The 25,810-nt window shown below is 61.1% G+C and carries 22 protein-coding genes and 1 rRNA gene; 13 read left to right on the top strand and 10 right to left on the bottom strand.

Features of this window, described 5'->3' with window-relative positions; genetic code table 11:
- Positions 1-23: 23 nt before the first annotated feature.
- From CSQ91_RS26860 to CSQ91_RS26850, 3 genes are read right to left on the bottom strand one after another with little or no spacing between them, the layout of a single operon-like run.
- Positions 24-971: a FecR family protein gene (locus tag CSQ91_RS26860; RefSeq protein ID WP_099390106.1), complete on the bottom strand. Its 948-nt coding sequence runs from the start codon at positions 969-971 to the stop codon at positions 24-26.
- Entirely contained in the window at positions 964-1,521 is a 558-nt protein-coding gene (locus tag CSQ91_RS26855; RefSeq protein ID WP_070260704.1) for an RNA polymerase sigma factor, read from the bottom strand. Before CSQ91_RS26855 ends, CSQ91_RS26860 begins: the two co-directional genes overlap by 8 nt.
- 2 nt (positions 1,522-1,523) lie before the next feature.
- Positions 1,524-2,252: a secretin and TonB N-terminal domain-containing protein gene (locus CSQ91_RS26850; RefSeq protein WP_099390105.1), complete on the bottom strand. Its 729-nt coding sequence runs from the start codon at positions 2,250-2,252 to the stop codon at positions 1,524-1,526.
- Between the two features lie 194 nt (positions 2,253-2,446).
- Here CSQ91_RS26850 and CSQ91_RS26845 point away from each other — a divergent pair, with 194 nt between their 5' ends.
- The 5 genes from CSQ91_RS26845 to CSQ91_RS26825 all read left to right on the top strand — a co-directional run bounded on the left by CSQ91_RS26845 (position 2,447) and on the right by CSQ91_RS26825 (position 6,754).
- Positions 2,447-2,812 carry a hypothetical protein gene (locus CSQ91_RS26845; protein ID WP_099390104.1) on the top strand — a complete coding sequence of 122 codons (366 nt, stop codon included), beginning with the start codon at positions 2,447-2,449 and terminating at the stop codon, positions 2,810-2,812.
- A 94-nt stretch (positions 2,813-2,906) separates the two neighbouring features.
- Complete coding sequence (locus tag CSQ91_RS26840; protein ID WP_034780972.1) at positions 2,907-5,255, top strand: Tex family protein; 2,349 nt, start codon at positions 2,907-2,909, stop codon at positions 5,253-5,255.
- 4 nt (positions 5,256-5,259) lie between these two features.
- Positions 5,260-5,730, top strand: coding sequence for a GNAT family N-acetyltransferase (locus CSQ91_RS26835; protein WP_070280170.1), 471 nt, complete (start codon positions 5,260-5,262; stop codon positions 5,728-5,730).
- A 105-nt stretch (positions 5,731-5,835) separates the two neighbouring features.
- Entirely contained in the window at positions 5,836-6,147 is a 312-nt protein-coding gene (gene grxD, locus CSQ91_RS26830; protein ID WP_010402157.1) for a Grx4 family monothiol glutaredoxin, read from the top strand.
- The gene (locus CSQ91_RS26825) at positions 6,140-6,754 is read left to right on the top strand and encodes a UbiX family flavin prenyltransferase (RefSeq protein ID WP_070280171.1); all 615 of its coding nucleotides are present in this window, start codon (positions 6,140-6,142) and stop codon (positions 6,752-6,754) included. Before grxD ends, CSQ91_RS26825 begins: the two co-directional genes overlap by 8 nt.
- Positions 6,755-6,906: 152 nt before the next feature.
- Here the strand turns inward: CSQ91_RS26825 and CSQ91_RS26820 are convergent, their stop codons facing one another.
- Both CSQ91_RS26820 and CSQ91_RS26815 read right to left on the bottom strand, forming a co-directional pair.
- On the bottom strand, positions 6,907-7,233 hold the full coding sequence (locus CSQ91_RS26820; protein ID WP_034780978.1) for a hypothetical protein: 327 nt from the start codon (positions 7,231-7,233) through the stop codon (positions 6,907-6,909).
- Between the two features lie 89 nt (positions 7,234-7,322).
- Positions 7,323-7,730, bottom strand: a complete 408-nt coding sequence (locus tag CSQ91_RS26815; protein ID WP_034753756.1) for a hypothetical protein — start codon at positions 7,728-7,730, stop codon at positions 7,323-7,325.
- 706 nt (positions 7,731-8,436) lie between these two features.
- Between CSQ91_RS26815 and CSQ91_RS26810 the strand changes: the two genes are divergently transcribed.
- The 6 genes from CSQ91_RS26810 (at position 8,437) to CSQ91_RS26785 (ending at position 15,118) form a co-directional block, all read left to right on the top strand.
- Complete coding sequence (locus CSQ91_RS26810) at positions 8,437-8,841, top strand: MerR family transcriptional regulator (protein WP_034780980.1); 405 nt, start codon at positions 8,437-8,439, stop codon at positions 8,839-8,841.
- Positions 8,842-8,978: 137 nt separating this feature from the next.
- Positions 8,979-10,163 carry an isovaleryl-CoA dehydrogenase gene (locus CSQ91_RS26805; RefSeq protein ID WP_070260712.1) on the top strand — a complete coding sequence of 395 codons (1,185 nt, stop codon included), beginning with the start codon at positions 8,979-8,981 and terminating at the stop codon, positions 10,161-10,163.
- A 53-nt stretch (positions 10,164-10,216) separates the two neighbouring features.
- Positions 10,217-12,016, top strand: a complete 1,800-nt coding sequence (gene aceK / locus CSQ91_RS26800) for a bifunctional isocitrate dehydrogenase kinase/phosphatase (protein WP_099390103.1) — start codon at positions 10,217-10,219, stop codon at positions 12,014-12,016.
- The gene (locus CSQ91_RS26795; RefSeq protein ID WP_070221734.1) at positions 12,013-13,209 is read left to right on the top strand and encodes an acetyl-CoA C-acyltransferase; all 1,197 of its coding nucleotides are present in this window, start codon (positions 12,013-12,015) and stop codon (positions 13,207-13,209) included. The genes aceK and CSQ91_RS26795 overlap by 4 nt, the downstream gene beginning before the upstream one ends.
- Before the next feature lie 74 nt (positions 13,210-13,283).
- A complete protein-coding gene (locus tag CSQ91_RS26790) occupies positions 13,284-13,952 on the top strand; it encodes an SDR family oxidoreductase (RefSeq protein ID WP_099390102.1) in 669 nt (222 codons plus the stop codon).
- 38 nt (positions 13,953-13,990) lie between these two features.
- Positions 13,991-15,118 (top strand): acyl-CoA dehydrogenase family protein, encoded by a 1,128-nt coding sequence (locus CSQ91_RS26785; protein WP_092613125.1) that lies wholly within the window; start codon positions 13,991-13,993, stop codon positions 15,116-15,118.
- A gap of 470 nt (positions 15,119-15,588) precedes the next feature.
- Here CSQ91_RS26785 and CSQ91_RS26780 read toward each other — a convergent pair whose 3' ends face one another.
- The 4 genes from CSQ91_RS26780 to CSQ91_RS26765 all read right to left on the bottom strand — a co-directional run bounded on the left by CSQ91_RS26780 (position 15,589) and on the right by CSQ91_RS26765 (position 22,518).
- A complete protein-coding gene (locus CSQ91_RS26780; protein WP_099390101.1) occupies positions 15,589-16,482 on the bottom strand; it encodes a YihY/virulence factor BrkB family protein in 894 nt (297 codons plus the stop codon).
- Positions 16,483-16,569: 87 nt separating this feature from the next.
- Positions 16,570-17,649: a S66 peptidase family protein gene (locus CSQ91_RS26775; RefSeq protein WP_099390100.1), complete on the bottom strand. Its 1,080-nt coding sequence runs from the start codon at positions 17,647-17,649 to the stop codon at positions 16,570-16,572.
- Between the two features lie 89 nt (positions 17,650-17,738).
- Complete coding sequence (locus CSQ91_RS26770) at positions 17,739-20,492, bottom strand: TonB-dependent receptor (protein WP_225317137.1); 2,754 nt, start codon at positions 20,490-20,492, stop codon at positions 17,739-17,741.
- Between the two features lie 220 nt (positions 20,493-20,712).
- Entirely contained in the window at positions 20,713-22,518 is a 1,806-nt protein-coding gene (locus tag CSQ91_RS26765; protein ID WP_099390202.1) for an ABC transporter substrate-binding protein, read from the bottom strand.
- Positions 22,519-22,735: 217 nt separating this feature from the next.
- Here CSQ91_RS26765 and CSQ91_RS26760 point away from each other — a divergent pair, with 217 nt between their 5' ends.
- Complete coding sequence (locus CSQ91_RS26760; RefSeq protein WP_034753725.1) at positions 22,736-23,974, top strand: nucleoside recognition domain-containing protein; 1,239 nt, start codon at positions 22,736-22,738, stop codon at positions 23,972-23,974.
- Positions 23,975-23,982: 8 nt separating this feature from the next.
- Positions 23,983-25,485, top strand: a complete 1,503-nt coding sequence (gene dacB / locus CSQ91_RS26755; protein WP_099390099.1) for a D-alanyl-D-alanine carboxypeptidase/D-alanyl-D-alanine endopeptidase — start codon at positions 23,983-23,985, stop codon at positions 25,483-25,485.
- Positions 25,486-25,698: 213 nt separating this feature from the next.
- On the opposite strand, the gene rrf is transcribed toward dacB, so the two are convergent.
- A 5S ribosomal RNA gene (gene rrf / locus CSQ91_RS26750) occupies positions 25,699-25,810 on the bottom strand.

Raw genomic sequence — 25,810 nt, 5'->3', positions numbered from 1 at the left:
CGAGATGCCATCGGCCTGCATCGCTAGCCAAACAGCACGATGCCTCCCGGCAGCCGCGTCACGCGCGCGCCATACGCATCCTGGATCAGGGCGATCACATCGTCGAGGCGGTCGAGCGAAAAACTCGCTTGCACGCGCGTGTGTTTCAAGGCCTCGCCATTGAGGATCAGCTTGCCGGGACGGTAGCGGTTCACCTCGTCCACCACCTCGGCCAGGGTGCTTTGCTTGAAGACCAGCAGGCGCTGGCGCCACGCGCTGACATCGCTCTTCGCCACCGCGCGCGCGATGCCGAAATGCTCGGGCCGGTAGCGCAGCTGCTGCCCGGCCGCCAGCTCCGCATCGTTGCCGGCCTGCGCCACGCGCAGGCGGCCCGCCAGGCAGGTCACGCACACTTCCTGGCCAAACAAGCGGATATTGAAGCGCGCGCTGCCGGCCGACACCGTGCCATCGCCCGCCTGCACGCGCACCCTCGCCGCGCCGCGCAAGCCGGCCTGGAATTCCGCCTCGCCCGCCAGCAGCACCAGCGACGCGGCGCCATCCTGCAGCGGCGCCGCATCGAGGCGCGTCTGCGTATTCATCTGCACCAGCACACCGCCATCGAGCGCCACTTCGCGCTGCTCGCCCGTACCGGTGGCGTAGTCGGCAGCGAGGCCCGCCACGGCCGGCCACAGGTCCGTGGGCGGGCGCAGCACCAGCAAGCCCAGTGAGGCGGCGACGGCGCCGCCGAGCCAGGCGCGCCGCGCCACGTTCACGGGCGCCTGCGCCCGCTTGACGGCGCGCGCGGCCGGCGCCATGGCGCCCCACACGGCGCGCGCCTCGGCAAACGCGTTGGCATGCTTGCGGCTGCGCGCACACCAGTGGCGAAACACTTGCGCGTCGCGCTCGCTGACCTGGCCCGAGGCCAGGCGCACCACCCACGCCTGCGCTTCCTGTTCGATGACACCCATGTCGTCTTCCGCTTGTTCAGTCATGATGTTTAGACGTTTTTCCCGCCCCGGGACCGAAGCGCTGGATGAAATCGCGTCCCATGCGTTCGCAGCAATGTTCCAGGCCGGCGCGCAATTCCTTCTCCACCGTGCGGGCGGAAATGCCGAAGCGCTCGGCAATGTCGCGGTGCGGCAACTGGTCGACGCGGGCGGCGATGACGATGGCGCGCCGGCGTTTCGGCAGCTCCTGCAAGGCCCGTTCCAGTTCCTCGAGCTCGGCGCGCGCGCTGAAGGTGCGGGCCGGGTCGGCCAACTCATCGGCCATCTCGTACAGGTCGTCGATATCCGGCAGGCTGAGCAGGCGCGCATTGTCGCGGCGTTGATCTTCCGCAATGTTGATGGCGATGCGCATCAGGTAGGCGGATGGATAGCTGATCGCCTCGGGCGCGTTCATCCGTTCCACCCGCAAATACGTTTCATGCAGCGCGTCATTGGCCAGGTCTTCCGAGCCCAGGCGGCGTTGCAAATGGCGGCGAAACTGTCCATAGCGTTCCAGGAACAGCTTGCGCAAGGTGGCTTTCAGCAAATCCGGCATGGTCAGGACACCCCGGACAGGAGGTAGGGCGCGCAATCGGCGCCTGGGTCGGGCCGCGGCGTCAGTAAAATCGTCAGCGGCTGCGGCAAGCCCGCCGGTGGCGCGCCATCGATCAGCAGGCTGCGCAGGCGCTGCAGCACGGCGCGGTCGCGCTGTTCCACGCCGCTCGGTTCCAGCACATGTACGGCGCGCACCTTGCCCCGCTCGTCGAGCCACAGCTGGAAAGCCAGGCGGTAGCGGCCAAACGCGTCCGGATGCAAGCGGCACAGGGCCCGCGTGAGCGAACGCTGCAGAACGGCCGCATAGCCTTGCAACGGAGGCGCGGCGGGAACGGCCTCGGCCGACACGGGCGCCGGCGCCACGGGGGCGTCCGCCAGCGCCAGCAAGGTAAACGCGTTGCTGCCGCTGAAGCGCGCGCCCAGCTGCGTGCCGGCCAGCAGGCGCTGCAGCGCTTCGGCCGGCGTGTAGTCGCCGCGCACGGCCGCTGCCACGCGACCGGCCGCCAGCTGGCTGCTGACGAGCACGGAATACCCGGTCACTTCGCCAAACGCCACCAGCGCCGCATCGAGCGGCTGGGCGGGCAAGTCGAAGTGCAGGGTAGCGTGCGCGGCGGCATCAGCACCGTCCGCACCCGCAGCCGGTCGCACGAATGTCATGAATGTCATCAATGTCATCAGCAAGCAGGCGGACAGGGCATTGCCCTTTGCGGCGCGGCGGTAGGTTTGTGTCATTTTCCAGGGAAATCAACGAGAAAGCCTGCTCATGAAGTGTCTTGACTGCAATGTTGTCTGCAGAATGGCAAGATGGTAGCTTCATAAAATGACAACTGCATGACATGGCGCCAGCCCGCATCCCGGCCTGTGTCATCACCGCGACATATGAACTTGCTATGCTGAACGCCTGATCCACCGCTCCGGGAGCCGCCATGGCACGCCTGTTCTTGCTGTTACTGCTGGCCTGCGCCGCCCTGTCCGCACAGGCGGACGAACACACCGTCGTCGTCAAGGCCGCCGCGCCGCAAAAGGGCTGCGTGGAAGTGGAAGTCAATGGCCAGCGCGCGCAATCGATGTCATGCTTGAATGAAAAATTATTGCCGAATAGCAACGAAATAAAGCGTCAGCCGCCCGCCCTGTCCGGTGCGGAAGCGGCCGTGCAGCGTCCGTCGAACCAGCTGGGGCTGTACAACCGCGCCGCCCTCGAACACCGCATGGGCAATGCCTTTGGCAAATCCGTCACGCCGCAGAGGCCGCCAGCTCCCGCGCCCGCCAGCCCGCTGCTGCCGGCCCGCTGACGCTGTTGTCAACGCACAGTCCATTTGCGCTGTCAAGATTGCGCAATCGCGCCGATTGCGTATCATTCCAGGCTTGATCGCTCTGGAAACAACCATGCTGCCCACTATCGAACAACGTCTTGCCCTTGAACTTGCCGCCAAACCGGTGCAGGTTGCCGCCGCCATCGAACTGCTCGACGAAGGCGCCACCGTGCCCTTCATCGCCCGTTACCGTAAGGAAGCGACCGGCGGCCTCGACGATATCCAGCTGCGCCTGCTCGAAGAGCGCTTGCGCTACCTGCGCGAGCTGGAAGAGCGGCGCGCCGCCATCGTGGCCTCGATCACGGAACAGAACAAGATGACGCCCGAATTGCTCGACGCCGTCATGCACGCGGAAGACAAGACGCGCCTGGAAGACCTGTATCTGCCCTACAAGCAGAAGCGCCGCACGAAGGCGCAGATCGCCATTGAAGCGGGCTTGATGCCGCTGGCCGACGGCTTGCTGGACAATCCGGAACTGACGCCGGAAATGGAAGCGGGCAAGTTCCTGCGCGACGCGTTTACGAGTGCCGACGGTAACAACCCGGGCGTGGCGGATACCAAGGCGGCCCTCGACGGCGCGCGCCAGATTTTGATGGAGCGCTTTGCCGAAGACGCAACGTTGCTGCAAACCTTGCGCGAATACGTGCAGGAACATGGCATCGTCGAATCGAAAGTGGTGGAAGGCAAGCAGGACGAAGGCGAAAAATTCGCCGATTATTTCGATTACTCGGAAACCATTTCCACGGTCCCATCGCACCGCGCGCTGGCCCTGCTGCGCGGCCGCCGCGAAGGCATCCTCGACGTCACCCTGCGCCTGGATACGGAAGCGGAAAAACCGAAATGGGATGCGCCGCACAATCCGTGCGAAGGCCGCATCGCCGCCCGCTTCGGCATCAAGCAACAAGGCCGTCCGGCCGACAAATGGCTGGCCGACACGGCGCGCTGGACCTGGCGCGTGAAAAGCTTCATGCACCTGGAAACGGAACTGATGGGCGCCCTGCGCGAACGCTCGGAACTCGACGCCATCAACGTGTTCGCCACCAATCTGAAAGCGCTGCTGCTGGCCGCGCCGGCCGGCCAGCGCGCCACCATGGGCCTCGATCCTGGCTTGCGCACGGGCGTGAAAGTGGCGGTCGTCGATGCCACCGGTAAAGTGGTCGACACGGCCGTGATCTATCCGCACCAGCCGAAGAACGACTGGGATGGCTCGCTGCATACGCTGGGCCGCCTGGCCGCCAAGCACAATGTGTCCCTGATTTCCATCGGCAACGGCACGGCCTCGCGCGAGACCGACAAGCTGGCGCAGGATTTGATCAAGCAGCATCCGGAAGCGAAGATGACGAAGATCGTCGTCTCGGAAGCGGGCGCTTCGGTGTATTCCGCGTCCGAATTCGCCTCGAAAGAGTTGCCAGACATGGATGTGTCCCTGCGCGGCGCCGTGTCGATTGCGCGCCGCCTGCAAGACCCGCTGGCCGAACTGGTCAAGATCGACCCGAAATCGATCGGCGTGGGCCAGTACCAGCATGACGTGAGCCAAAGCCAGCTGGCCCGCTCGCTCGATGCCGTGGTGGAAGATTGCGTGAATGCCGTGGGCGTGGACGTGAACACGGCGTCGGCGCCGCTGCTGGCGCGCGTCTCCGGCCTGTCGGCCAGCGTGGCGCAAAGCATCGTCACCTACCGCGACATGAAGGGCGCGTTCACCTCGCGCGCCGCCTTGAAAGCCGTGCCGCGCCTGGGCGATAAAACGTTCGAACAGGCCGCCGGCTTCTTGCGCGTGATGGGCGGCGACAATCCGCTGGACGCCTCGGCCGTCCACCCGGAATCGTACCCGCTGGTGGAAAAGATCCTGGCCGATATCAAGAAGGATATCAAGGCTGTCATCGGCGAAACGGCGCTGCTGAAAACCTTGAGTCCGGCAAAGTACGCGGATGAAACCTTCGGCGTGCCGACCATTTCCGACATCCTGAAGGAACTGGAAAAGCCGGGCCGCGACCCGCGTCCGGAGTTCACCACCGCCACCTTCAAGGAAGGCGTGGAAGAAATCCGCGACTTGCGCCCGGACATGATCCTCGAGGGCGTGGTCACCAACGTGGCCGCCTTTGGCGCCTTTGTCGATATCGGCGTGCACCAGGATGGCCTCGTACACATCTCGGCCCTGTCGAACACGTTCGTGAAAGATCCGCACACGGTGGTCAAGGCGGGACAAGTCGTCCGCGTAAAAGTGCTGGAAGTCGATGAAAAGCGCAAGCGCATCGCGCTGACCATGCGCCTGACGGACAGCGCGCCGCAAGCGGGCAGCAAGCCCGAGCAAAAGGGCGACCGCAACGACCGCCGCAGCATGGCGCAGCATCAGTCGCAGTCGCGCAACGCGCCCGAGCCGGCCGGCAGCATGGCCGCCGCGTTCGCCAAGCTGCGCGGTTAAGTCCATGGCCGCCGGGCATGATTTCGTCATCCTGGCGGTGGACGCCGCCAGCATGGAGGCGCAGCTGCTGCTCGATGAATTGTCGGATACGCTGCTGCGCATCAATGGCGACAGCGGCCGTTCCTCCTTCGATGTCGAAGCGGCAACCTTGCGCGGCGGCTTTTACTTGGCGCGCGATGGCGCTGGAGAACTGCTAGGCTGTGCCGCCCTGCGGCCGCTGGGCGAGGCGGACAGCACCATAGGCGAGCTCAAGCGCATGTATGCGCGCCCTGGCGCCGCCGGCGTGGGCGCGGCCCTGCTGGCCCATGTAGAGGCGCAGGCGCGCCAGCATCACTACCATGCCCTGCACCTGTCCACCCGCGTGGCAAATGGCCGCGCGGTGGCGTTTTATGCCAAACACGGCTATGCGCCCGTCATTGCCTGGGGTAAATACGTGGGCGCGGCACAATCGGTGTGCCTGGGCAAGACCTTATAAGCCTCAACGTGGCTGACTTGCCCGATTTATGACTTGAGCGCATACCCGTGCCGGCGTTTTCTTATAAAATGACGGCATCTATTTATTTACCCATCAGAGGCAGCTATGAGCGACGTACAAACCTGGATCAAAGAAACCGTGACGAGCACGCCAGTCGTGCTGTTCATGAAGGGCACGGCCCAGTTCCCGCAGTGCGGCTTTTCCGGCCGCGCCATCCAGATCCTGAAAGCATGCGGCGTGGAAAACATCGCCACCGTCAACGTGCTGGATGACCCGGAAGTACGCCAAGGCATCAAGGATTACTCGAACTGGCCTACCATTCCGCAGCTGTATGTCAAAGGCGAGTTCATCGGTGGTTCCGATATCATGAATGAAATGTTTGAATCGGGCGAACTGAAGTCCCTGCTGGATGCCTGATAGCCAGCTTGCGCGGCCGCGCCGTATCGTCGTGGCCATCACGGGCGCCACGGGCGCCGTGTATGGCTTGCGGCTGCTGCAATTGCTCGGCGCCATCCCTGGCGTCGAGACGCATCTGGTCTTGTCCGATGCGGCCGTACTAACCCTGCACCAGGAAACAGGCGTGGGGCGCAAGGAAATCGAAGCGCAAGCGCACGTGGTGCACAAGCTGCGCGACATCGGCGCAAGCATCGCCAGCGGCTCGTTTCAATCGGATGGCATGGTCATCGCACCGTGCTCGATGAAGACCCTGGCGGCCGTGGCGCATGGCTTGTCGGATAATTTGATCACGCGGGCAGCCGATGTGGTGCTCAAGGAGCGCCGCCGCCTGATCCTGATGGTGCGCGAAACGCCGTTCAACCTGGCGCACCTGCGCAATATGACAGCCGTGACCGAAATGGGCGGCATCATCTTCCCGCCCTTGCCGAGCTTTTATCACCACCCGCAGAGCATTGCGGAAATGGTCGACCATACGGTGGCGCGCGTCATCGACCTGCTGGGCATCGAGCACAGCCTGGCACCGCGGTGGAATGGCTTGAAGTCCGCTGGCGACACCCCTATCCTCTAGTTGGCGTCACGAATTAACTGGCATCACGATGCCTGACAAAAGCGTAGCGAGCGGAAGGAAGAGCTAGTCGAGAAGCGCAACCGTACTCTAGTACGGTGAGCATCGCAGGCTAGCTATGCCGACGCGCAGTAGCTTTGGTCAGGCATCCACCACTAGCGTTTTTCGAATTGCGTAGCACTTGCCTGCTTCAAATCCCTGGCTTCTTCAACCATCCTGCGGTGGGCGATCCGTTTGCGCATCACTTCCGCATGTTGCGCGGCAGTCATGGGGGGCACGGTCATCAAGTCCTTCAGCTGCGCGGTATTGCTGTAGTTACTTTTCATAAGACGGCTCAAATGCTCGGCTCCGTAGTGGATGAACTGGCTGCTTCTGATGTGATTATGCGCTGGTATTGGCCGCTGCGCCGCCGCGAGCGGGATTATTGTTAAATAATTCCGCTGCAGCGCAACATGCGAGGTCTTATTGTGCGGCAAAATCATGTCTCCAGTATGACGTTGCGCAAATAAAAGGACAGGGAGAGCACCGTCAGCGAAAGGCGGACGGCGCCGGCCGGGGATGGCCTGAATGCTTACTTTTGGTAGTTGACTCTGACCAGCATGCGAATAAATTCTCGCGCGATTTGACGATGATGTTCATCTAATCTTTGCAAATCGGCAATTAATTTCACATCGGCGGACTCAAAACGCGACAAAGCGCTGCCCGCTTCGCCATTCGGCGTGGCGCTTTCCGGACCACCAAAACGCAACCATTCCGCTGGAACGCCCAACCATTGGGCAATCATGCGCAATTTCTCTTGCGTCGGAATTGCTTCACCTACTAACCATTTCCTAGCTGCATGCACGGTAATCGGGCGCCCGTCGAAACGGATATTGAATTCCCGGGCCAGTCTGGTCGGGCTGTCTGGAGAATAATGGGCGTTTTTGAGAGCCAACTGAAGTCGCTGGCTGAAGCTTTCGCGTTCGTTAGAAGAATTCATAGGTGTACTATTTCATGTTGTAACATGAAAGTCAGTTTCTTGAATGACCATACAGATTGTTACATTTGAAAAGAGTATAAATTAACAATTAACACTCCAGCCGGGCTTTTCAGGTGAAAAAGTGGGCCAAATTTTCTCTTGCGATTCTGCGTGGCTTCGGGTCAAATTCGCGGCTAGCCTTGATTTTCGCACTGCAGCACGATTCAAAGCCTCGGTTTGGCATTACAACGTACGGTATCGGATAATGCCCTTCTCTACCGATACACGCAATGCCCATGTCATACAATTTCTTGTAGACAAAGTTTTCAGAAGGGCCATTTTGTTTCCAAAATGGAAACGATATGAACGACGTACTCATAGTGAAACGTTGTTTTTTGATCGTGCCGGCTGGAAAGAATCTGTGCCTGAAAATTTTACTGCCATCGCAGCGAAAAGAATGTCGCTGTTATGCCAGGAAAGCTCTTTTTGGTGTCATCTTGGCCACCAACTCTCGATCTTAAGCGCGTTTGCGCAAGAAGAATCAATTTATTTTCAGTAATTGTTGCCTTATTCGCCAAATCCCCCCATTCACGCCTTTCTTTGTTGCAGCACGGGCAGGGCACGCTACAATAGTATTGACGTTGACGTAAACGGCACTTTGCCACCCATTACCCTGCAGCACCCATCCAGCGACCGACCACCCATGCAACCGACACCGCCCGCAGCAATGACGACCTATACCATTACCGAACTGGCGCGGGAATTCGACATCACGGCGCGCGCCATCCGTTTCTATGAAGACCAGGGCTTGCTCAGCCCGAAACGCGAAGGCGCCGGCGGCCGCAGCCGCGTCTATACGCCGCGCGACCGCACCCGCTTGAAACTGACCCTGCGCGGCAAGCGCCTGGGCCTGGCGTTGTCGGAAATCAAGAGCCTGGTCGACATGTACGAGTCGCCGAAGGATACGCGCGCGCAGATGGACCGTTTCCTGGGTGTGCTGGCGCAGCACCGGCAGACGCTGGAGCAGCAGCGCATCGATATCGAAATGGCGCTGGCGGAAATCAGCGCGCATGAAGACGCTTGCGCGCGCATGCTGGCGGACTTGAGCCTTGATAAGGCGCAAACAAACTAGGTATCCATGCGGCGGCGCTTGCCGCGCAGCGCTTTACGCGTATCGCTTTACGTTTACGTAAACGTCACAACTGAGTATCATAGCTTCACTGACCCGGCATCCATGACCGCCACACTTATAACGACGACGAGGACGACATGCTCCATCTCCCAGGCTTGACCTTTGACCACGGCGACGACATCGCCTCCCTGCGCGAAGCGATCCAACAATTTGCCGCCGCCGAAATCGCGCCGCGCGCGGCCGAAATCGACCGCACGGACCAGTTCCCCATGGACCTGTGGCGCAAGATGGGCGACATGGGCTTGCTCGGCATCACCGTCAGCGAAGAATACGGCGGCGCCGGCATGGGCTACCTGGCGCACATCATCGCCATGGAAGAGATCTCGCGCGCCTCGGCCTCCGTCGGCCTGTCCTATGGCGCCCACTCGAACCTGTGCGTCAATCAGATCAAGCGCAACGGCACGGCCGAGCAAAAAGCCAAATACCTGCCGAAACTGATCACGGGCGAGCACATCGGCGCCCTGGCCATGTCGGAACCGAATGCGGGCTCGGACGTCGTCAGCATGAAGCTGCGCGCCGACTTCAAGGGCGACCGCTGGGTCTTGAACGGCACCAAGATGTGGATCACCAACGGCCCCGACGCGGACGTGCTGGTGGTGTACGCGAAAAACGACCTGGAAGCGGGTCCGCGCGGCATGACGGCTTTCCTGATCGAAAAGAATTTCAAGGGTTTTTCCATCGCGCAAAAGCTCGACAAGCTGGGCATGCGCGGCTCGCACACGGGCGAACTGGTATTCCAGGATTGCGAAGTACCGGCCGAAAACGTGCTGGGCGGCTTGGGCAAGGGCGTCAACGTGCTGATGTCGGGCCTCGACTTCGAGCGCACCGTGCTGTCCGGCGGCCCGCTGGGCATCATGCAGGCGTGCATGGACCTGGTCGTGCCTTACGTGCATGACCGCAAGCAATTCGGCCAGCCCATCGGCGAATTCCAATTGATGCAGGGCAAACTGGCCGATATGTATTCGACCATGATGGCGTGCAAGGCCTATGTGTATGCGGTGGGCCAGGCTTGCGACCGCGCCACCACGCCGGAAGCCGTGCGCCAGCTGCGCAAGGATGCGGCCGGCGCCATTCTGTATAGTGCGGAGAAGGCGACGTGGATGGCAGGCGAAGCGATCCAGGCCCTGGGCGGCAACGGCTACATCAATGAGTATCCGGCCGGCCGCCTGTGGCGCGATGCCAAGCTGTATGAAATCGGCGCCGGGACCAGCGAAATCCGCCGCATGCTGATAGGCCGCGAACTGTTTGCGGAAACCAAGTAAGTACGGGCGCGCGATTATCGACTGGGTGATGAGCTATTCATGCGAGCACAGATATGACGCACATTGCCTTCCCCAAATTGCTCTCTTCCCAGATTGCATTCGATATCGCGCGCACCATCCGCGACGGCTTCGACAAGCATTACCGTTTGTTCCGCGAAACCAGCCAGCACGCCAAGCAGTATTTCGAGCAGGGCGCCTGGGCTGCGGCGCAGACGGCGGCCCGCGAACGCATCGACTTTTATGACAAGCGCGTGCAGGAATGCGTGCAGATGCTCGAAGACGAGTACGAAGAGTCGGAGTTGAGCGACGAAGTGTGGCGCGAACTCAAGCTGCACTACATCGGCATGTTGACGGAACACAAGCAGCCGGAACTGGCGGAAACCTTCTTCAATTCCGTCTGCTGCAACATCCTGCACCGCACGTATTTCAATAACGACTATATTTTCGTGCGGCCCGTCGTGTCCACGGAATACATCGAAACGCAAGACCCGGCCCCCACCTACCGCGTGTATTACCCCGGCCAGGATGGCTTGCGCCACACCCTGACGCGCATGGTGACGGACTTCCAGTTGGGCTGCGCATTTGCCAACCTGGAGCGTGATGTGGCCCAGGTGGAAGCGCGGTTGCAGCAATTGTTTGGCGGCGACCGGCTGGAGCCGAACCACCAGATCCAGGTCCTGACCAGCTTGTTTTATCGCAACAAGGGCGCCTACCTGGTCGGCAAGGGCATCAACGGCAACCGCGAATACCCGTTTGTCGTGCCGATCCTGCACAACCGCCACGGCAAGCTGGTGCTCGACACGGTGCTGTTCGAGCACCAGCAGATCGCCGTGCTGTTTTCGTTTACGCGTGCCTATTTCCTGGTCGATATGGAAGTGCCATCGGCCTATGTGCAATTCCTGCGCAGCTTGCTGCCGCGCAAACCGCGCAGCGAAATTTATACGATACTGGGCCTGCAAAAACAGGGCAAGACGCTGTTTTACCGCGACTACCTGCAGCATTTGAAACACTCGTCGGACCACTTTGAGAGCGCGCCCGGCATCCGCGGCCTGGTGATGCTGGTGTTTGCCCTGCCGTCGTTTCCGTATGTCTTCAAGGTCATCAAGGATTTCTTCCCGCCGCCCAAGGAAACGACGCGCGCGCAAGTCCAGCAAAAGTATTTGCTGGTGAAACACCACGACAGGGTGGGCCGTATGGCCGACACGCTCGAGTATTCCAACGTGGCCTTTCCCCGCGCCCGTTTTGCCGAGGAATTGCTGGCCGAGCTGAAACAGTTCGCCCCCTCGCTGATCGAGGAAGACCACGAGCAGATCATCATCCGCCACCTGTACATCGAGCGGCGCATGGTGCCGCTGAACATGTGGCTGAGCAATGCCGAGAAAGAAGGCCGCGATGACCTGGTCGAACACGCCATCGTCGAGTACGGCAACGCCATCAAGGAGTTGGTAGCGGCAAATATTTTCCCGGGCGACATGCTGTATAAAAACTTTGGCGTGACCCGTCATCAGCGTGTCGTTTTTTACGATTACGATGAAATCGAGTACATCACCGATTGCCAGTTCCGCGTCATCCCTGAAGCGCGCACGGAGGAGGAAGAAATGTCGGCCGAACCGTGGTATCCCATCGGCAAACACGATGTGTTTCCCGAACAATTTGGCACCTTCCTGCTGGGCAATCCCCGCATCCGCACCTATTTCATGCAGCACCATGCCGACCTGCTGACGGCGCAATATTGGCAGGCGCGCAAGCAGCGCATCGAAGACGGCCATATCGAGGACGTCTTCCCTTATCCGCAGCACCTGCGTTTTTGTATGCAGTCACCATCCCCACCCTTAACCGGAGATCCAACATGAATGATCCAGTCGTAATCGTCGGTGCCGCGCGCACCCCCATGGGCGCCTTCCAGGGCGACTTTGCCAACGTCACCGCCAGCGACCTGGGCGCCGTGGCCATCCGCGCCGCCGTGGAACGGGCCGGCGTGGCGCCGGATGCCGTGGAACACGTGTTTTTCGGCAATTGCCTGATGGCTGGCCAGGGCCAGGCGCCCGCGCGCCAAGCCTTGCGCAAGGCTGGCCTGCCCGATTCCACGGGCGCCGTGACCCTGTCGAAAATGTGCGGCTCGGCCATGCAGACGACCATGTTCGCGCACGACACCTTGCTCGCCGGCAGCGCCGATGTGGTGGTGGCGGGCGGCATGGAATCGATGACCAACGCCCCTTATCTGGTGCCGAAGGCGCGCGGCGGCTACCGCATCGGCCACGGCATGATCTATGACCACATGATGATGGATGGCCTGGAAGACGCCTACAGCCGCGATGAAAAGGGCAATGCCCGCTCGATGGGCACGTTTGCAGAAGAGTGCGCCAGCCAGTACCAGTTCACGCGCGAAGCGCAGGATGCGTTTGCCATCGAATCCGTCAAACGCGCGCAAGCGGCAACCAAGGATGGCAGTTTCGAATGGGAAATCGTGCCCGTGACCGTGTCCGGCCGTGGCGGCGACACCGTCGTCAGCATCGATGAAGGCCCGCAAAAGGCCCGCCTGGAAAAAATCCCGACCTTGAAGGCGGCGTTCAAGAAAGACGGTACCATCACGGCCGCCTCGTCTTCGTCGATCAACGATGGCGCGGCCGCCCTGGTGCTGATGCGCGAATCGACGGCGAAAAAGCTCGGTTGCACCGTCATCGCGAAAATCCACGGCCACGCCACGCATGCGCAGGCGCCGAACGAATTCACCACGGCCCCCATCGGCGCGGTGAAAAAGCTGTACGCCAAAACGGGCTGGAGCAGCAGCAATGTCGACTTGTTCGAGATCAATGAAGCATTCGCGGCCGTACCGATGGCCGCCATGCACGACCTCGACATTCCGCACAGCAAGATCAACATCCACGGCGGCGCGTGCGCGCTGGGCCACCCGATCGGCGCCTCGGGCGCGCGCATCATCGTCACCCTGCTGGGCGCCTTGAAAAAAACCGGCGGCAAGCGCGGCGTGGCGGCCCTGTGCATCGGCGGCGGCGAAGCGACGGCGATGGCGATCGAACTGGTATAAGCTCTTCCTGAGCACGGGCGCGCACCGCAGTTCACGGTACGCGCCCTTTCATTTTATTTTCAGGGAGAAAACATATGCCTACCGCATTGATCATCGGCGCCTCGCGCGGCATCGGCCACGAGCTCGTCCGTCAATACCGCCACGATGGCTGGCGTGTCATCGCCACGGCCCGCACACCGGACGCCTGCGACGCCCTCGCGCAACTGGGCGCGGAAGCGCACCAGCTCGACGTGACGGACGTGGAAGGCTGTGCCGGCCTGGGCTGGAAGCTCGACGATGAAAAGCTCGACGTGGCCATCCTCAACGCGGGCGTGTACGGCCCCCGCCACGACGGTTTCCCCGCGCAAGCCGATTTCGACCTCGTCATGCACACGAACGTGCTGGCGGCCATGCGGCTGCTGCCGATCCTCGCGCCGCTGGTGGCCAACGCGAAAGGCAAACTGGCCGTGCTGTCCTCGCACATGGGTTCCCTGAGCGAGCGGGGCAATCCCACCGGTTCGCTGTACCGCGCCAGCAAGGCGGCACTGAATTCCGTGCTGATCGACACAGCCCTCATGCATGGCCCGCAAGGCGTCAGCTGCGTGGCTTTCCACCCGGGCTGGGTACGCACGGACATGGGCGGCGCCGGCGCCGATATTTCACCCGAGCAAAGCGCTGCCGGCATCCGCGCCACCCTGGCCAGCCTGCCGGCCACGGACAAGGCCGTGTTCCGCAACTACGATGGCAAGCCCATAGCCTGGTAATTCCCGCATCCACTATAAAAAATACGAGACGACGTCCCATGATACTCAATGAAGAACAGACCATGATCCAGGAAGCGCTGCGCAGTTTTTCGCGCGAGCGCCTGGCGCCCAACGCGGCCCGCTGGGACAAGGAACATCATTTCCCGAAAGAAGAATTGCAGGAACTGGCCGCGCTGGGCGCCTTTGGCGTGGCCGTGCCGGAAGCGCTCGGTGGCGCCGGCCTCGACTACGTGTCGCTGGCCCTGGTGCTGGAAGAAATCGCCGCCGGCGATGGCGGCACGTCGACCATCATTTCAGTGAATAATTGTCCCGTGTGCAGCATCGCCATGATGTACGCCAACGATGCGCAAAAGGAACAATGGCTGCGTCCACTGGCGCAAGGCGCCATGCTGGGGGCATTTTGCCTGACGGAACCGCACACGGGCAGCGACGCCTCGGCCCTGCGCACGACGGCCACGCTTGACGGCAATGAATACGTCATCAACGGCACCAAGCAATTCATTACCAGCGGAAAATATGCGGACGTGGCCATCGTCATGGCCGTCACCGACAAGGCGGCCGGCAAGCGCGGCATCAGCGCCTTCTGGGTGCCGACGAACACGCCAGGCTACATCGTGGCGGGACTGGAACAGAAGATGGGCCAGCATTCGTCGGACACGGCGCAGATCCTGTTCGAGAATTGCCGCATCCCGGCGGAAAATCTGATCGGCGAAGAAGGACAAGGCTACAAGATCGCCCTGTCCGGCCTGGAAGGCGGACGCATCGGCATCGCTTCGCAAGCCGTGGGCATGGCGCGCGCCGCGTATGAAGCGGCCCTGAGCTATGCGCGCGAGCGCGAGAGTTTCGGCAAGCCCATCTATGAGCACCAGGCCGTGCAATTCCGCCTGGCCGACATGGCCACGCAGATTGAAGCGGCGCGCCAGCTGATACGCCACGCGGCGGCCATGAAGGATGCAGGCTTGCCCTGCCTGAAGGAAGCGGCCATGGCCAAGCTGTTTGCGTCAGAAATGGCGGAAAAAGTGTGCTCGGACGCCATCCAGGTGCACGGCGGCTACGGCTATGTGTCCGATTTCCCCGTCGAGCGCATCTACCGCGACGTGCGCGTGTGCCAGATTTATGAGGGGACCAGCGATATCCAGAAGATACTCATCGCCAGAGCCTTATAAAAGCAGTAGAAGTCTCGGCGCCTTGAGCAACCGTAGCGAGCAAGCTCGATATCGGCTTGAGTAACGCAGCCGTACTTAAGTACGGCGAGTAACGCCGAGTCGAGAGCGGGCGGCGCAGTAGGTTGCTCAACGCGCCAGCCACAGACGAAAAAAAAGCCCGCTAGCGCGGGCTTCGTTCCAATGTATTACCAATGCTTTAATCGTGTCATGGACGCCAGTGCTATCTGCAAAGTGCCTCCTGATTTTCGGACTCCCATGCTATCTGCATGGTGACTCCAAGTGTAAATCGACCAACGTATCCGGAATTACAAAATCCATTTCTTCGCACTGTCACGCCATCGACATTACACCTGTCGGTCGCCGCGCTGAAACTGGATGGTGAGATAATTTGTTGCCAAATCTCAATCACTGAACGGAGTATAACACAGCTTTTTGTGCAATGCAATAATGAATTGAAGCCATACCTTAAATCAGGTCCTTAGCGCCAACGGCTTGTCTTCTTCCCCGCCGCGGGCCACTCTTTCGTATTCGGAAATCACTTGCGCGCCCAGCAACAGCAAGGTGGCGCCGATTTCCAGGCTGAACATCACGACGATGGCCGTCGTCATCGAGCCATACACGATGTTGACCTGCGACAAGGTGGAAAAATACCAGACCAGCACGTGACGCGCGATTTCCCACAAGAGGGCCGCCGTCACGCCGCCGATCAGCGCATGCGTGATCGACAGGCGCCCCACCGGCATGACCAGGTAAATCGAGCTGAGCACCAGGATTTCACCCGCCAGCCCCAGCAAATACAGCAGCACGCCGGACACCCCTTCCAGGCCCCAGTCATGGCGCAGGAAGCGCACGCTTTCCTCGCCCATCACCTGCAAGCCGCCCGCCACCAGGGTGATCAGCAAGATGCCGACGCCCAGACACAGGATGTAGCAGTACGGCAGCACGGCGGAAATGAGGAAATGGCGGCGGCGGATGGCCACGCGGTGAATGAAAATCACGCTCATAGCGTTTTCCAGCACGGTAAACGCCAGCGAGCTGAAGAACAGCATGGTCAGCAGCAAGAGCCAGCCGATCACGCCCCGGTTGTCGAGAAAATGCGCGATCTCGCCCACGATGGCTTTCGATTGCCCCGGCACCAGCCATTCCAGGTAATGGCCTATGGTTTGCAGCAATTCGCCTTGCGCGATCACGTGCGACAGGGCCACCACCACCAGCATCAGCAGGGGCACGATGGAGAGCAGCGAGTAATACGCGACGGCGCCCGCCAGCAGCAGGCCCTGGTTGGCGCGGAAACCCTTCAGCACCTGCAGCGTGAAGGCCAGCGGGTGGCTGAGGATGTAGGTACTGGCGTGGCGGTTGATCATGTCGGGTGCGGTGAAGAAGGCGGCGCGGCCTCGTGCCGCACCTGCAATCACACTAGCATACTGACAATCGCCCCGCTGCACCGTACGCTAGCAGACGGCCGGCTCCAACAAGGTCAGGGTTTGCCGGTCCGCATCCAGGGTCGCCAATATGCCCATCGGTATCGTGAACTGGTGGCGGATGTGGCCAAACGAATAGCCGCTGACAGCCGGCACGCGTAAAGGCTGCAAATGCTGGTCCAGGGTAGCATCGAGGGTCAGCGCGGTGTCGCCCTCGGCCGCCTCGCAATGCTCGAAGATGCCCAGCATCAAGGCCGCAGCCTTGTTGAACCCCACGGAAAGGTCGAGCTGGCACAGCATGCGGTCGATGCGGTAGGGCACTTCGTTGATTTCTTCGAGGAACAAAATATGCTTGCGGAAATCGGCCGCATACGGCGTGCCCGCCAGCGCGCTGACCATGCACAGGTTGCCACCCGTCAAGCGCCCCGTCGCCTGGCCGCCGTGCACGGTACGGATGGCGAAGTTGGCGTGCGTCTGCGCGCGGCGATGATTGTCCAGCGCCATCGGGATCGTATAGCTGTCTTGCGGCGTCATCAGCACGTTTTGCAGCTGCGTCACCGTGTAATCGGAAAACGTGGATGAGGCCACGGGGCCGTGGAACGTCACCAGGCCCGTCTGGCGGCCGATGGCCAGGTGCAGGGCCGTGATGTCGGAATAGCCGATCAGCACTTTCGGATTCGCGCGGATCAAGGCATAGTCGAGCAGCGCCAGCAGCGAAATGCAGCCGGAGCCGCCGCGGATGGCCCACACGGCCTTGACTTCCGGATCGCGAAACGCCGCGTGCAGGTCTTCCAGGCGCTGCTGCACCGTGCCCGCATAGTTGCCGTGCACGGCGCGAATATTCGCGCCCAGGCTGGCGCGCAAGCCCAGCGATTCGATATTGCGTACGGCCTTGGCGATGGACTCCTCATCCGTAAAACCTCCCGGTGCGATGATGGCGACCAGGTCGCCGTCGCGCAGGCGCGCCGGCTTGATCAATGCCTGTTGCTGTTGCATGCGTTTGCCCTTCCCTTGCGCGGCCGCCGCCCACGCCGGTGTGCCTGCCGCCCCCAGGGTGGCGGCCAGCAAGCCGCCGAAGCGGCGCCGGCTGAGATTGGTCTGACTGGACATGCGGCCCTTTCCTGGAATAAAAAACGGCGACGCCAGGCGCCGCCGCACGAGGTTAGCATGCCGGCAGGATCACCGCCGGCATGGCTGCCTTACATGAACTTGTACTTCAGCTGGAACGACAGCGAACGGCCACGCGGGTCGGCTACGCGCGGGTCCCAGCCGGCGCCCACCACTTCATCCACGTTGTGCGCGGTGAACGGTGGATCGCGGTCGAACAGGTTCTGGATACCCACGGTAATCGTCGTATTTTTGAAGCCCGTGTACGTGCCCGACAAGTTATACGTGGTGTAGCTGGACACATCCGGCTTGAAGCCTGGCGGCGGCGTACCCTTGCCGCCATTCGGCACCTGGTCCTTGTAGCCCGACGAAAAACTCTGGATCAGCAAGCCGCTCCAGTCGCCGCGCGACACGCCGAAGCTGGCGTTGTGTTTCCAGCGCAGGTACAGGTCGCGCGTATAAAACTTGCCGACCAGTTCCTGGTATTCCTGGCCTTGATATTCCGCGAACTTGAAGCTGTCCATATACGTGCCGTCCAGCGTCGCCGTCCATTTCGCGTCCTGGATCTTGCCCTCGCCGCGCAAGCCCACGTCGAGGCCGCGCACGCGGCTGCCTGCCGCATTGATCCAGCCCGCCTGCACGTACTCGATGGTGCCGTCCGGATTGCGGTGGATGTACTGGTTCAGCGCCTGGTAGTTGGTCAGCACGATTTGCGGCGTGCGGTTCAGGATGCGATCCTTGGTATTGATGGCCCAGTAGTCGAACGAGGCCGAATATCCCTTGAATGGCTCGATGACAAAACCGACGCTGCCCTGCTTCGACGTTTCCGGCTTCAGGTTCGTGTTGCCACCCGTTTTGTAGTCGAGGCGGTCGATGGCGCAGTACTCGGGCACGCCCGGATGCTTGGCGCAGCCTTCCTGGTCGATCACGCCGTTCGGCAATTCCTGGCTCAGCGAACCGGAGTACAGCTGCTGGAAGCTTGGCGCGAGGAAACCCTTGCTGGCCGAACCACGGAACAGCAGGAAATCGGTTGGCTGGTAGCGGAAAGCCACTTTCGGATTTGTCGTCGCGCCTACCAGGCTGTAATCATCGCGGCGGATGGCCAGCTGCATTTCCAGGTCCTTCGTGACCGGCACCAGCAATTCGGCATACACGGCCTTGACGGTACGGCTGGCATCTTTCAATGCGGCATTGCCTGGCGCCAGCAGGATCTGGATGGCGTCGACATCTTGCCCGAAGCTGTAACCTTCGCGGCGCAAGTCAAAACCGGCTGCCATGGCCAGCGCACCGGCCGGCAGCTGGAACAGTTCGCCCGAAACGGAACCGTCGATCTGCGTCAGAGTTGTCTTGCCATGTTGGAAGTCGCCACGGAACTTGGTCGATTCGATCAATTGCTTGGCCGCTTCCGTCTGGCTCTGGCCAGCGCCCACCCACGGATTGATGATGCCCGTCGCCAATGCCGCGTACAGCTTGTCCGTATAGGAATACCCATCCGTCAGCTTGGTCTTGGTACTGCTTTCGGCGCGCGAAATGCCGGCCTTGTAATCCCACTTGCCAAAGTTACCCTCAAAGCCCACCAGCACGCGGGCATTGTCGGTGGTGTTTTCCTGCGTGCGGTTACCCACGTCATTGGCGCGCCATTTGTAGGAAATCGGCTTGGTCTTGTCGAACGAGGGGATGTAGGCCGACAGGTCCTGGTAGTACGCGCCACCGACCGGATACAGATTCTTGTTGGCGACGGTCGCCTGCACCTGCATCGGCGTCAAAATGGCCGTGGCCTTGGTGCGCGAACCGAGCACTTCGACGAACATGCGGTGGTCGGGCGCCAGCTGGAACGTACCGCGCGACAACAGATTGGCCCGTTCGACGGGGAATTGCAGCACATAGTCGGCGCCATAGTCGTAGGCGCAGGAATATTTGGTACGCAGCGGCGAGGTCACGTCTTTCCACAGCTCCGTCTGGTACTGCGACATGCCGGCGATGCTGTCGCACTTGCCCTGGAAGCTCAGGGGATTGGCTTGCAGGTATTTATTCGCGTCGCCGGGCAGCTGGAACGAGGCGCCCAGCGCCGTGCCGGCACCCGCCATCTGGTTGGCGAACGGCGTGCCCGTGGTGTCGGGCGACAGGCCGCGGCCCGGCTGGTAGCCGTTGACGAAGGAGCGGTCGCTGCCATTCAGGCGCTGCGCCTTGTCGACAGTCAGGCTGGCCATGATGTTATAGCGATCGCTTTCCAGCGAGCCCGTGCCGGCCAGCAGCGAGGCGCGGCGCGTGGCGCCGCCGCCTGCCTGCGTATCGTTGGTGGAGACGGACGCTTCCACGCCGCTGTAATTGGTTTTCAGAATGAAATTGATCACGCCGCCGATGGCATCCGTGCCGTAGATGGCCGAGGCGCCATCCTTGAGAATTTCCACGCGCGAGATCGCGCCCAGCGGAATGGAGTTCAGGTCGACCGACTTGCCGCTGGCGCCATGCGTGGCGATGCGGCGGCCGTTCAACAGCACCAGGGTGCTCGATGGACCGAGGCCGCGCAGCGAGGCGAACGAGGCGCCGCCGCTGACCCTGTCGGCATCCGCGCCAAACACGTTATTGCCCGAAGTCATGTTATCGGCACCCGTGCCATTCGCCGACAGCGTACGTACCAGTTGCTCGGTCGTCGTGATGCCCTGCTTTTCGATCTGTTCAAACGAAATGACTTGCACCGGCAGCGCGCCTTCCTTGGCGACGCGTTTGATGCTGCTGCCCGTGACTTCGACCCGTTGCATTGCTGGTGCCGCCGCTTCCTGTGCCATCACCGGCCCCACCACCCCCATCAATGCCACCAATTGCGCTAGCTTCTTCAATTTCACGGGTCTCTCCTTTATTTGGGCAATCGAAACTTGAGTTCTCAAGTCAGGCTGTTTTTTTCACGTCGCAACTGTCTGTCTCGCAGTACATTTTTTTATGACATTTGCGCATGACTTTATTTGTTTTCATTTTCAGAGTAGCGCGATGCATCCGGGCCCAGCCAATGAAAAATGCTTTCCTAACCATAACTTTTTGGAATGAATGCCCTTTTCAGTGACATGGTCACTTGCCTGCGGGGCTAGCCCTGCTTTTATCCACGTCCAGATAGCGCCAGGACGTGAATTCCACGGGGTGGCGCCTGTAGTTTTTTAGCCACGGTTGTTGCAGGTCGGCAGAGATGGGATGCGTCAGCAACACCCACGGCGTGTAGGCGTGGATCAGCTGAAACAGGTCGAAGTACAGACTGCGTCGGCGCGGCGTATCGGATAGCAGGCGCGCCTCCTCATAGCGTTTATTGTAATCGGGCAAATTGAAGCGGGCATAGTTGGCGCGGCCAACGTTGCCACCATACAACAATTGCATAAAGTTATCGCCATCGGGGAAGTCGGCGATCCAGTTGGTTTCGAACATCTGCACCTTGCCAAGGCGCGACGCCTTGATGATTTCCGTCTTCTTGTCGCTTTTAAATTCCACGCGCAGGCCGATGGCGTTCAGGTTGCGGCGCCACAATTCATCGCGCAAGCGTCCCACCGTGCTCGGTTCCGTGTGCATGGTGAGCAGCAAGGGTGTGCCGTCCGGCTGGGTGCGGAAACCGTCGGCGCCTGCCTTGTAGCCGAAGCGGTCCAGCAGGGCGCGCGCCAGCACGGGATCGTAGGCGACGGGGCTGCGGTAGAGCTTGTCGTAACCGAGCACATTGGGCGGCAGCGGCGACTGGGCCGGCAAGGCCAGCCCCTTTTTCAACAACGCGATATCTTCGCGGCTGTTGTAGCTGAGGGCGATGGCGCGCCGCAGGGCCAGCTTGTCCTTGCTCGTGCCGCCCAGCACGGGATCGTCCATATTCATCCACATGTAATACGTTTGCAGCACGGGAAAGCGCGTCAGCTGCAGACCCTTGGCAAGCAATGCCGGTTTCAGCGCGCCATTTTCCAGCACCATGTCCGTCATCGACTCCGGCACTTGTTCCAGGTAGTCGAATTCGCCTTTCAGGAAACCCAGCATGCGCGATTGATATTCCTCGACGATGCGCACCTCGATGCGCTCGACCAGCGGTAATTGCTTGCCTTCCAGCGCGGTGGCGATGGCACGCGCATCCAGCGGCAAGGCGGCCAGCACCTTGGCCTCCGTATGGAACACGGTGGCACGGAAAGTCGGGTTGGCTTGCAGCACAATCTTGTCGCTGCGTTTCCATTCCTTCACCAGGAACGGCCCCGTGCCGACGGGGTGGTTACCGATCTGCCCTGCCGCCGGGTACGCTTCAGCCACTTCGCGCGCCACCACCGCTGTCGCCGGCATCGCCAGGTAAAACAGGAAGTTCGGATCGACGCCGTTCAGGCGGATGCGCAGGGTGTATTTGTCCAGCGCCTGCAGGCCGGCGATCGGCGTGTCATAGCTGAATTTTGTTTTCAGGGCCGCATCACCCACCAGCTTGTCTTCCAGCAAGAACAACCACGGCGACTTCAGGTTGGGGTCATACAGCCGCGTCAGGCTGTACACATAATCCTGCGCCGTCACTTCGCGCGGCTGGCCCTTGAAGGCGGGATCGGGTGTAAAGAAAATGCCGGGCTGCAAGTGAAAGATATACGTGCGTCCGCCATCTTCCACCGTCGGCAAGCCGCGCGCCGTGTTGCCCTGCAGCTGCACCGGGCGCGCCAGGTAATCGTAGCGCAAGAGCGGGTCGAAAATGTTTTCCATCAAGTTCAGGCTGGCCAGGTCGGACGCCACGGCCGGATCCAGGCCCGTCTCGCTGGTGCTCAAAAACAAGTGCAGGGTCTTGCCGGCGCGGGCGGCATCGGCGGCGGCATGGGCCGGCACAGTCAAAAGCGTCAACAGGGCCAGGCCGGCGGCGCAGGCGGTTTTGCGTAAAAACATCATCAGTGATCCAGTGCAGACAAAGGTAAGGAACAGCGCTAAGCGACAGGCATCCCCCACACTACGCGGACAAGCGACGGGGCGCCAATGAAAACAGGCTGCCAGCTTATAACTTTTTGGCATGCGATTGCTGCATTCTTTCATCAACTCGTATCGGGCTGCCCCTATACTTTGTTTGCAGACATTTTTCACTCCCGACACACAGAACTGATCGCATATGGCACTTAATTACATCTGGTCCGGCTTTTTCCTCGTTGGCTTCCTGGCCGCAGTGCTGCAGTGGCTGTTTCTCGGCGATACCGATATCTTCAAGCGCATCATCGATGGCACCTTCGAGACGGCGCGCATGGGCGTGATGGATATCGCCCTGCCGCTGGCCGGCGTGATGACCTTATGGCTCGGCATCATGAACATCGGCGAAAAGGCGGGCATCGTCGGCTGGCTGGCCAAAGTGATCGCGCCCTTCTTTTCGCGCATCTTCCCGGAAATTCCGAAAGACCACCCGGCCACGGGCCACATGGTGATGAATTTCTCGGCCAACCTGCTGGGCCTGGACAATGCGGCCACGCCGTTCGGTTTAAAGGCCATGGAAAGCCTGCAAACCTTGAACCCGAACAAGGAAGAGGCGACGAATGCGCAAATCATGTTTTTGGTACTGCACACCTCGGGCCTGACCCTGATTCCGCTGGCCATCATGGCGCAGCGCTCCATCCTCGGCGCGGCAGACCCGTCCGACATCTTTATCCCCTGCATGATCGCCACCTATGTGGCCACCATGGTCGGCATCATCACGGTCTCCATCAAGCAACGCATCAACTTGCTCAACCGGGTCGTGCTGGGCTGGATGGGCGGCATGACGAGCGCCATCGTCGCCATGATCTGGTACTTTACGCAATACCTGACGAAACAGGAAATCGAGCTGGTGTCCAAAGTGGTCAGCAACCTGGTATTGATCAGCGTGATTGCCATATTTATTATTGGCGCGCTGCGCAAGAAAGTGAACGTGTACGACGCCTTCATCGAAGGAGCAAAAGGCGGCATCCAGACCTCGATCACCGTGATTCCCTACCTGGTCGGCATGCTGGTAGCCATCAGCGTGATCCGCAATGCGGGCGTGTTCAATTTCCTGATGAGCGGCATGAACTGGTTCTTCGCCAACCTGGGTATCAATACGGACTTCGTGCCCGCCTTGCCGACCGCCATGATGAAGCCGCTCAGCGGCTCCGGCTCGAAGGCCATGATGATCGATGCCATGAATACCTACGGTGTCGACTCCTTCGTCGGCCGCCTGGCCTGCGTCTTCCAGGGCTCGGCCGACACCACCTTCTATATCGTGGCCCTGTACTTCGGCTCGGTGGGCATCCGCAAGACGCGCTATGCCATCACGGCCGGCCTGATCGCGGATCTGGCTGGCGTGATTACCGCCGTCTTCGTTGCCTACGTCTTTTTCCACTAAGGAGCACCATGTTACGTCCTGTTCTGATGGCTGCGCTGTTGGCGGGTCTTGGCCTGTCGACTGCCCACGCGCAATTGCCCGAATCCGTCAGCCTGCTGCTGCGCAGCGCAAATATTCCGGAAGACGCCATGGGCGCCATCGTCTTGCGCGGCAACGCCACCGTGCTGTCGCATGGCGCCGAGCGCAGCATGCAGCCCGCGTCCACCATGAAGCTGGTAACGACGGCCGTGGGCCTGGAGCAGCTGGGCCCCATCTTTCGCGGCCGCACGGAGTTGCGCACCAGCGCCGATGTCATCAATGGCGTGCTGAAGGGCGACTTGATCCTGCGCGGCGGCGCCGACATGGATTTCAATGCGGACGTACTCGCACACATGCTGCAAACCCTGCGCAACCAGGGTATCGTGAAAATCAAGGGTGACTTGATCCTCGACCGCCAGCTGTTCCAGCCGGCCCGGCCCGACATCGGCGCAGCACCGTTCGACGAATCCGCCGAATTCCGCTACAACGTCATTCCCGATGCCTTATTGCTGAACACCAATCTGCTCGATATCAACATGAGCTCGACGGAGCGGCAATTGAGCATCCTGATGCAGCCGCCGCTCGAAAATGTCAGCATCACGAGCGACATGAAACTGGTCAAGGGCAGTTGCGCCAGATGGGAAGACGGCTGGCGCCCGCCCGAATACCGGCGCGATGCGGGCGGCAAGCTGCAGGTGATTCTGCACGGCACTTTCCCGCAGAATTGCAGCAAGGCCACCAGCATCAACGTGCTCGACCGCAACGATTATGCGGATCGTTTGTTCCGTGCCACCTGGAAACGTCTGGGCGGCTCGATCACGGGCACGGTGCGCGAAGCGCCGGCAACAGGCTTGCCGCCAACGGCCGAACCCGTCGGCACGCGCATGCTGGCCGACCACGTGGCGCGCGCCTTGCCCGAGGTCTTGCGCGATATCAACAAGACCTCCGACAACACCCTGGCCCGTACCTTGTTCCTGAGCCTGGGCAGTTTGCAGAGCGATGGCTGGTTAGGCAGCCGCCCCGTCGCCATGGCGGTGCCGGAAGACACGGCCAGCCGGGCACGGCAAGTCATCCAGGAATGGTTCCAGCGGCACAATATCGATACCCAGGGCATGCTGGTTGACAATGGTTCCGGCTTGTCGCGCACGGGACGCATTGCGCCAGCGCAAATGGCCGGCGTCTTGCAGGCGATGCAGCAAAGTCCGTGGGCGCCCGAGTTCCAGTCCAGCCTGCCCATCGTGGCGCTGGACGGCACCATGCGCAAGCGCCTGTTGAACAGCCCGGCCGCCGCGCGGGCCCGCATCAAAACGGGAACGTTAAAGAATGTCGTCGCCATCGCCGGCTATGTACCCGACGCCAACAACCAGCTGTGCGTGGTGGTCGCCATGATCAATAGCGATCTGGTGGGCAATGGCAACGGCCGCGCAGCGGTCGATGCGCTGATTGAATGGGTCGCCAGGAGCGGCGCCACGCCGGTAGTGGGCGGCCAATAAAATCAAGAAGAAGGCAGCGCGCAGCGCTGCTTTTTTTTCGCCTGCTGAACCGAGCCACCGGGGTCAGACCCTCCACACCGCCAACGCCAGATTCGACGCCAACGCGGGAGGGGGTCTGACCCCAGCCTTCGTTTGGGGTTCGCCATCACAAACCGCCAGACGAAAAAAAACCCGACCATTGCTGATCGGGTTTTTCTCTACTGCGAATAACAAGCCTGACGATAACCTACTTTCACACTGGTTGCAGCACTATCATCGGCGCAAAGTTGTTTCACGGTCCTGTTCGGGATGGGAAGGGGTGGGACCAACTTGCTATGGTCATCAG

Source organism: Janthinobacterium sp. BJB301, from assembly GCF_002735685.1.
GTDB lineage: Bacteria > Pseudomonadota > Gammaproteobacteria > Burkholderiales > Burkholderiaceae_D > Janthinobacterium > Janthinobacterium lividum.
Note: the sequence above shows the minus strand (reverse complement) of the source record. Positions and strands in the feature narration are given on the sequence as shown.

What these genes read in the sequence shown, in the direction of transcription:
- CSQ91_RS26860 (WP_099390106.1), bottom strand. Translation starts at nt 971, where the DNA reads ATGACTGAACAAGCGGAAGACGACATGGGTGTCATCGAACAGGAAGCG.
- CSQ91_RS26855 (WP_070260704.1), bottom strand. Translation starts at nt 1,521, where the DNA reads ATGCCGGATTTGCTGAAAGCCACCTTGCGCAAGCTGTTCCTGGAACGC.
- CSQ91_RS26850 (WP_099390105.1), bottom strand. Translation starts at nt 2,252, where the DNA reads ATGACACAAACCTACCGCCGCGCCGCAAAGGGCAATGCCCTGTCCGCC.
- CSQ91_RS26845 (WP_099390104.1), top strand. Translation starts at nt 2,447, where the DNA reads ATGGCACGCCTGTTCTTGCTGTTACTGCTGGCCTGCGCCGCCCTGTCC.
- CSQ91_RS26840 (WP_034780972.1), top strand. Translation starts at nt 2,907, where the DNA reads ATGCTGCCCACTATCGAACAACGTCTTGCCCTTGAACTTGCCGCCAAA.
- CSQ91_RS26835 (WP_070280170.1), top strand. Translation starts at nt 5,260, where the DNA reads ATGGCCGCCGGGCATGATTTCGTCATCCTGGCGGTGGACGCCGCCAGC.
- grxD (WP_010402157.1), top strand. Translation starts at nt 5,836, where the DNA reads ATGAGCGACGTACAAACCTGGATCAAAGAAACCGTGACGAGCACGCCA.
- CSQ91_RS26825 (WP_070280171.1), top strand. Translation starts at nt 6,140, where the DNA reads ATGCCTGATAGCCAGCTTGCGCGGCCGCGCCGTATCGTCGTGGCCATC.
- CSQ91_RS26820 (WP_034780978.1), bottom strand. Translation starts at nt 7,233, where the DNA reads ATGATTTTGCCGCACAATAAGACCTCGCATGTTGCGCTGCAGCGGAAT.
- CSQ91_RS26815 (WP_034753756.1), bottom strand. Translation starts at nt 7,730, where the DNA reads ATGAATTCTTCTAACGAACGCGAAAGCTTCAGCCAGCGACTTCAGTTG.
- CSQ91_RS26810 (WP_034780980.1), top strand. Translation starts at nt 8,437, where the DNA reads ATGACGACCTATACCATTACCGAACTGGCGCGGGAATTCGACATCACG.
- CSQ91_RS26805 (WP_070260712.1), top strand. Translation starts at nt 8,979, where the DNA reads ATGCTCCATCTCCCAGGCTTGACCTTTGACCACGGCGACGACATCGCC.
- aceK (WP_099390103.1), top strand. Translation starts at nt 10,217, where the DNA reads ATGACGCACATTGCCTTCCCCAAATTGCTCTCTTCCCAGATTGCATTC.
- CSQ91_RS26795 (WP_070221734.1), top strand. Translation starts at nt 12,013, where the DNA reads ATGAATGATCCAGTCGTAATCGTCGGTGCCGCGCGCACCCCCATGGGC.
- CSQ91_RS26790 (WP_099390102.1), top strand. Translation starts at nt 13,284, where the DNA reads ATGCCTACCGCATTGATCATCGGCGCCTCGCGCGGCATCGGCCACGAG.
- CSQ91_RS26785 (WP_092613125.1), top strand. Translation starts at nt 13,991, where the DNA reads ATGATACTCAATGAAGAACAGACCATGATCCAGGAAGCGCTGCGCAGT.
- CSQ91_RS26780 (WP_099390101.1), bottom strand. Translation starts at nt 16,482, where the DNA reads ATGATCAACCGCCACGCCAGTACCTACATCCTCAGCCACCCGCTGGCC.
- CSQ91_RS26775 (WP_099390100.1), bottom strand. Translation starts at nt 17,649, where the DNA reads ATGTCCAGTCAGACCAATCTCAGCCGGCGCCGCTTCGGCGGCTTGCTG.
- CSQ91_RS26765 (WP_099390202.1), bottom strand. Translation starts at nt 22,518, where the DNA reads ATGTTTTTACGCAAAACCGCCTGCGCCGCCGGCCTGGCCCTGTTGACG.
- CSQ91_RS26760 (WP_034753725.1), top strand. Translation starts at nt 22,736, where the DNA reads ATGGCACTTAATTACATCTGGTCCGGCTTTTTCCTCGTTGGCTTCCTG.
- dacB (WP_099390099.1), top strand. Translation starts at nt 23,983, where the DNA reads ATGTTACGTCCTGTTCTGATGGCTGCGCTGTTGGCGGGTCTTGGCCTG.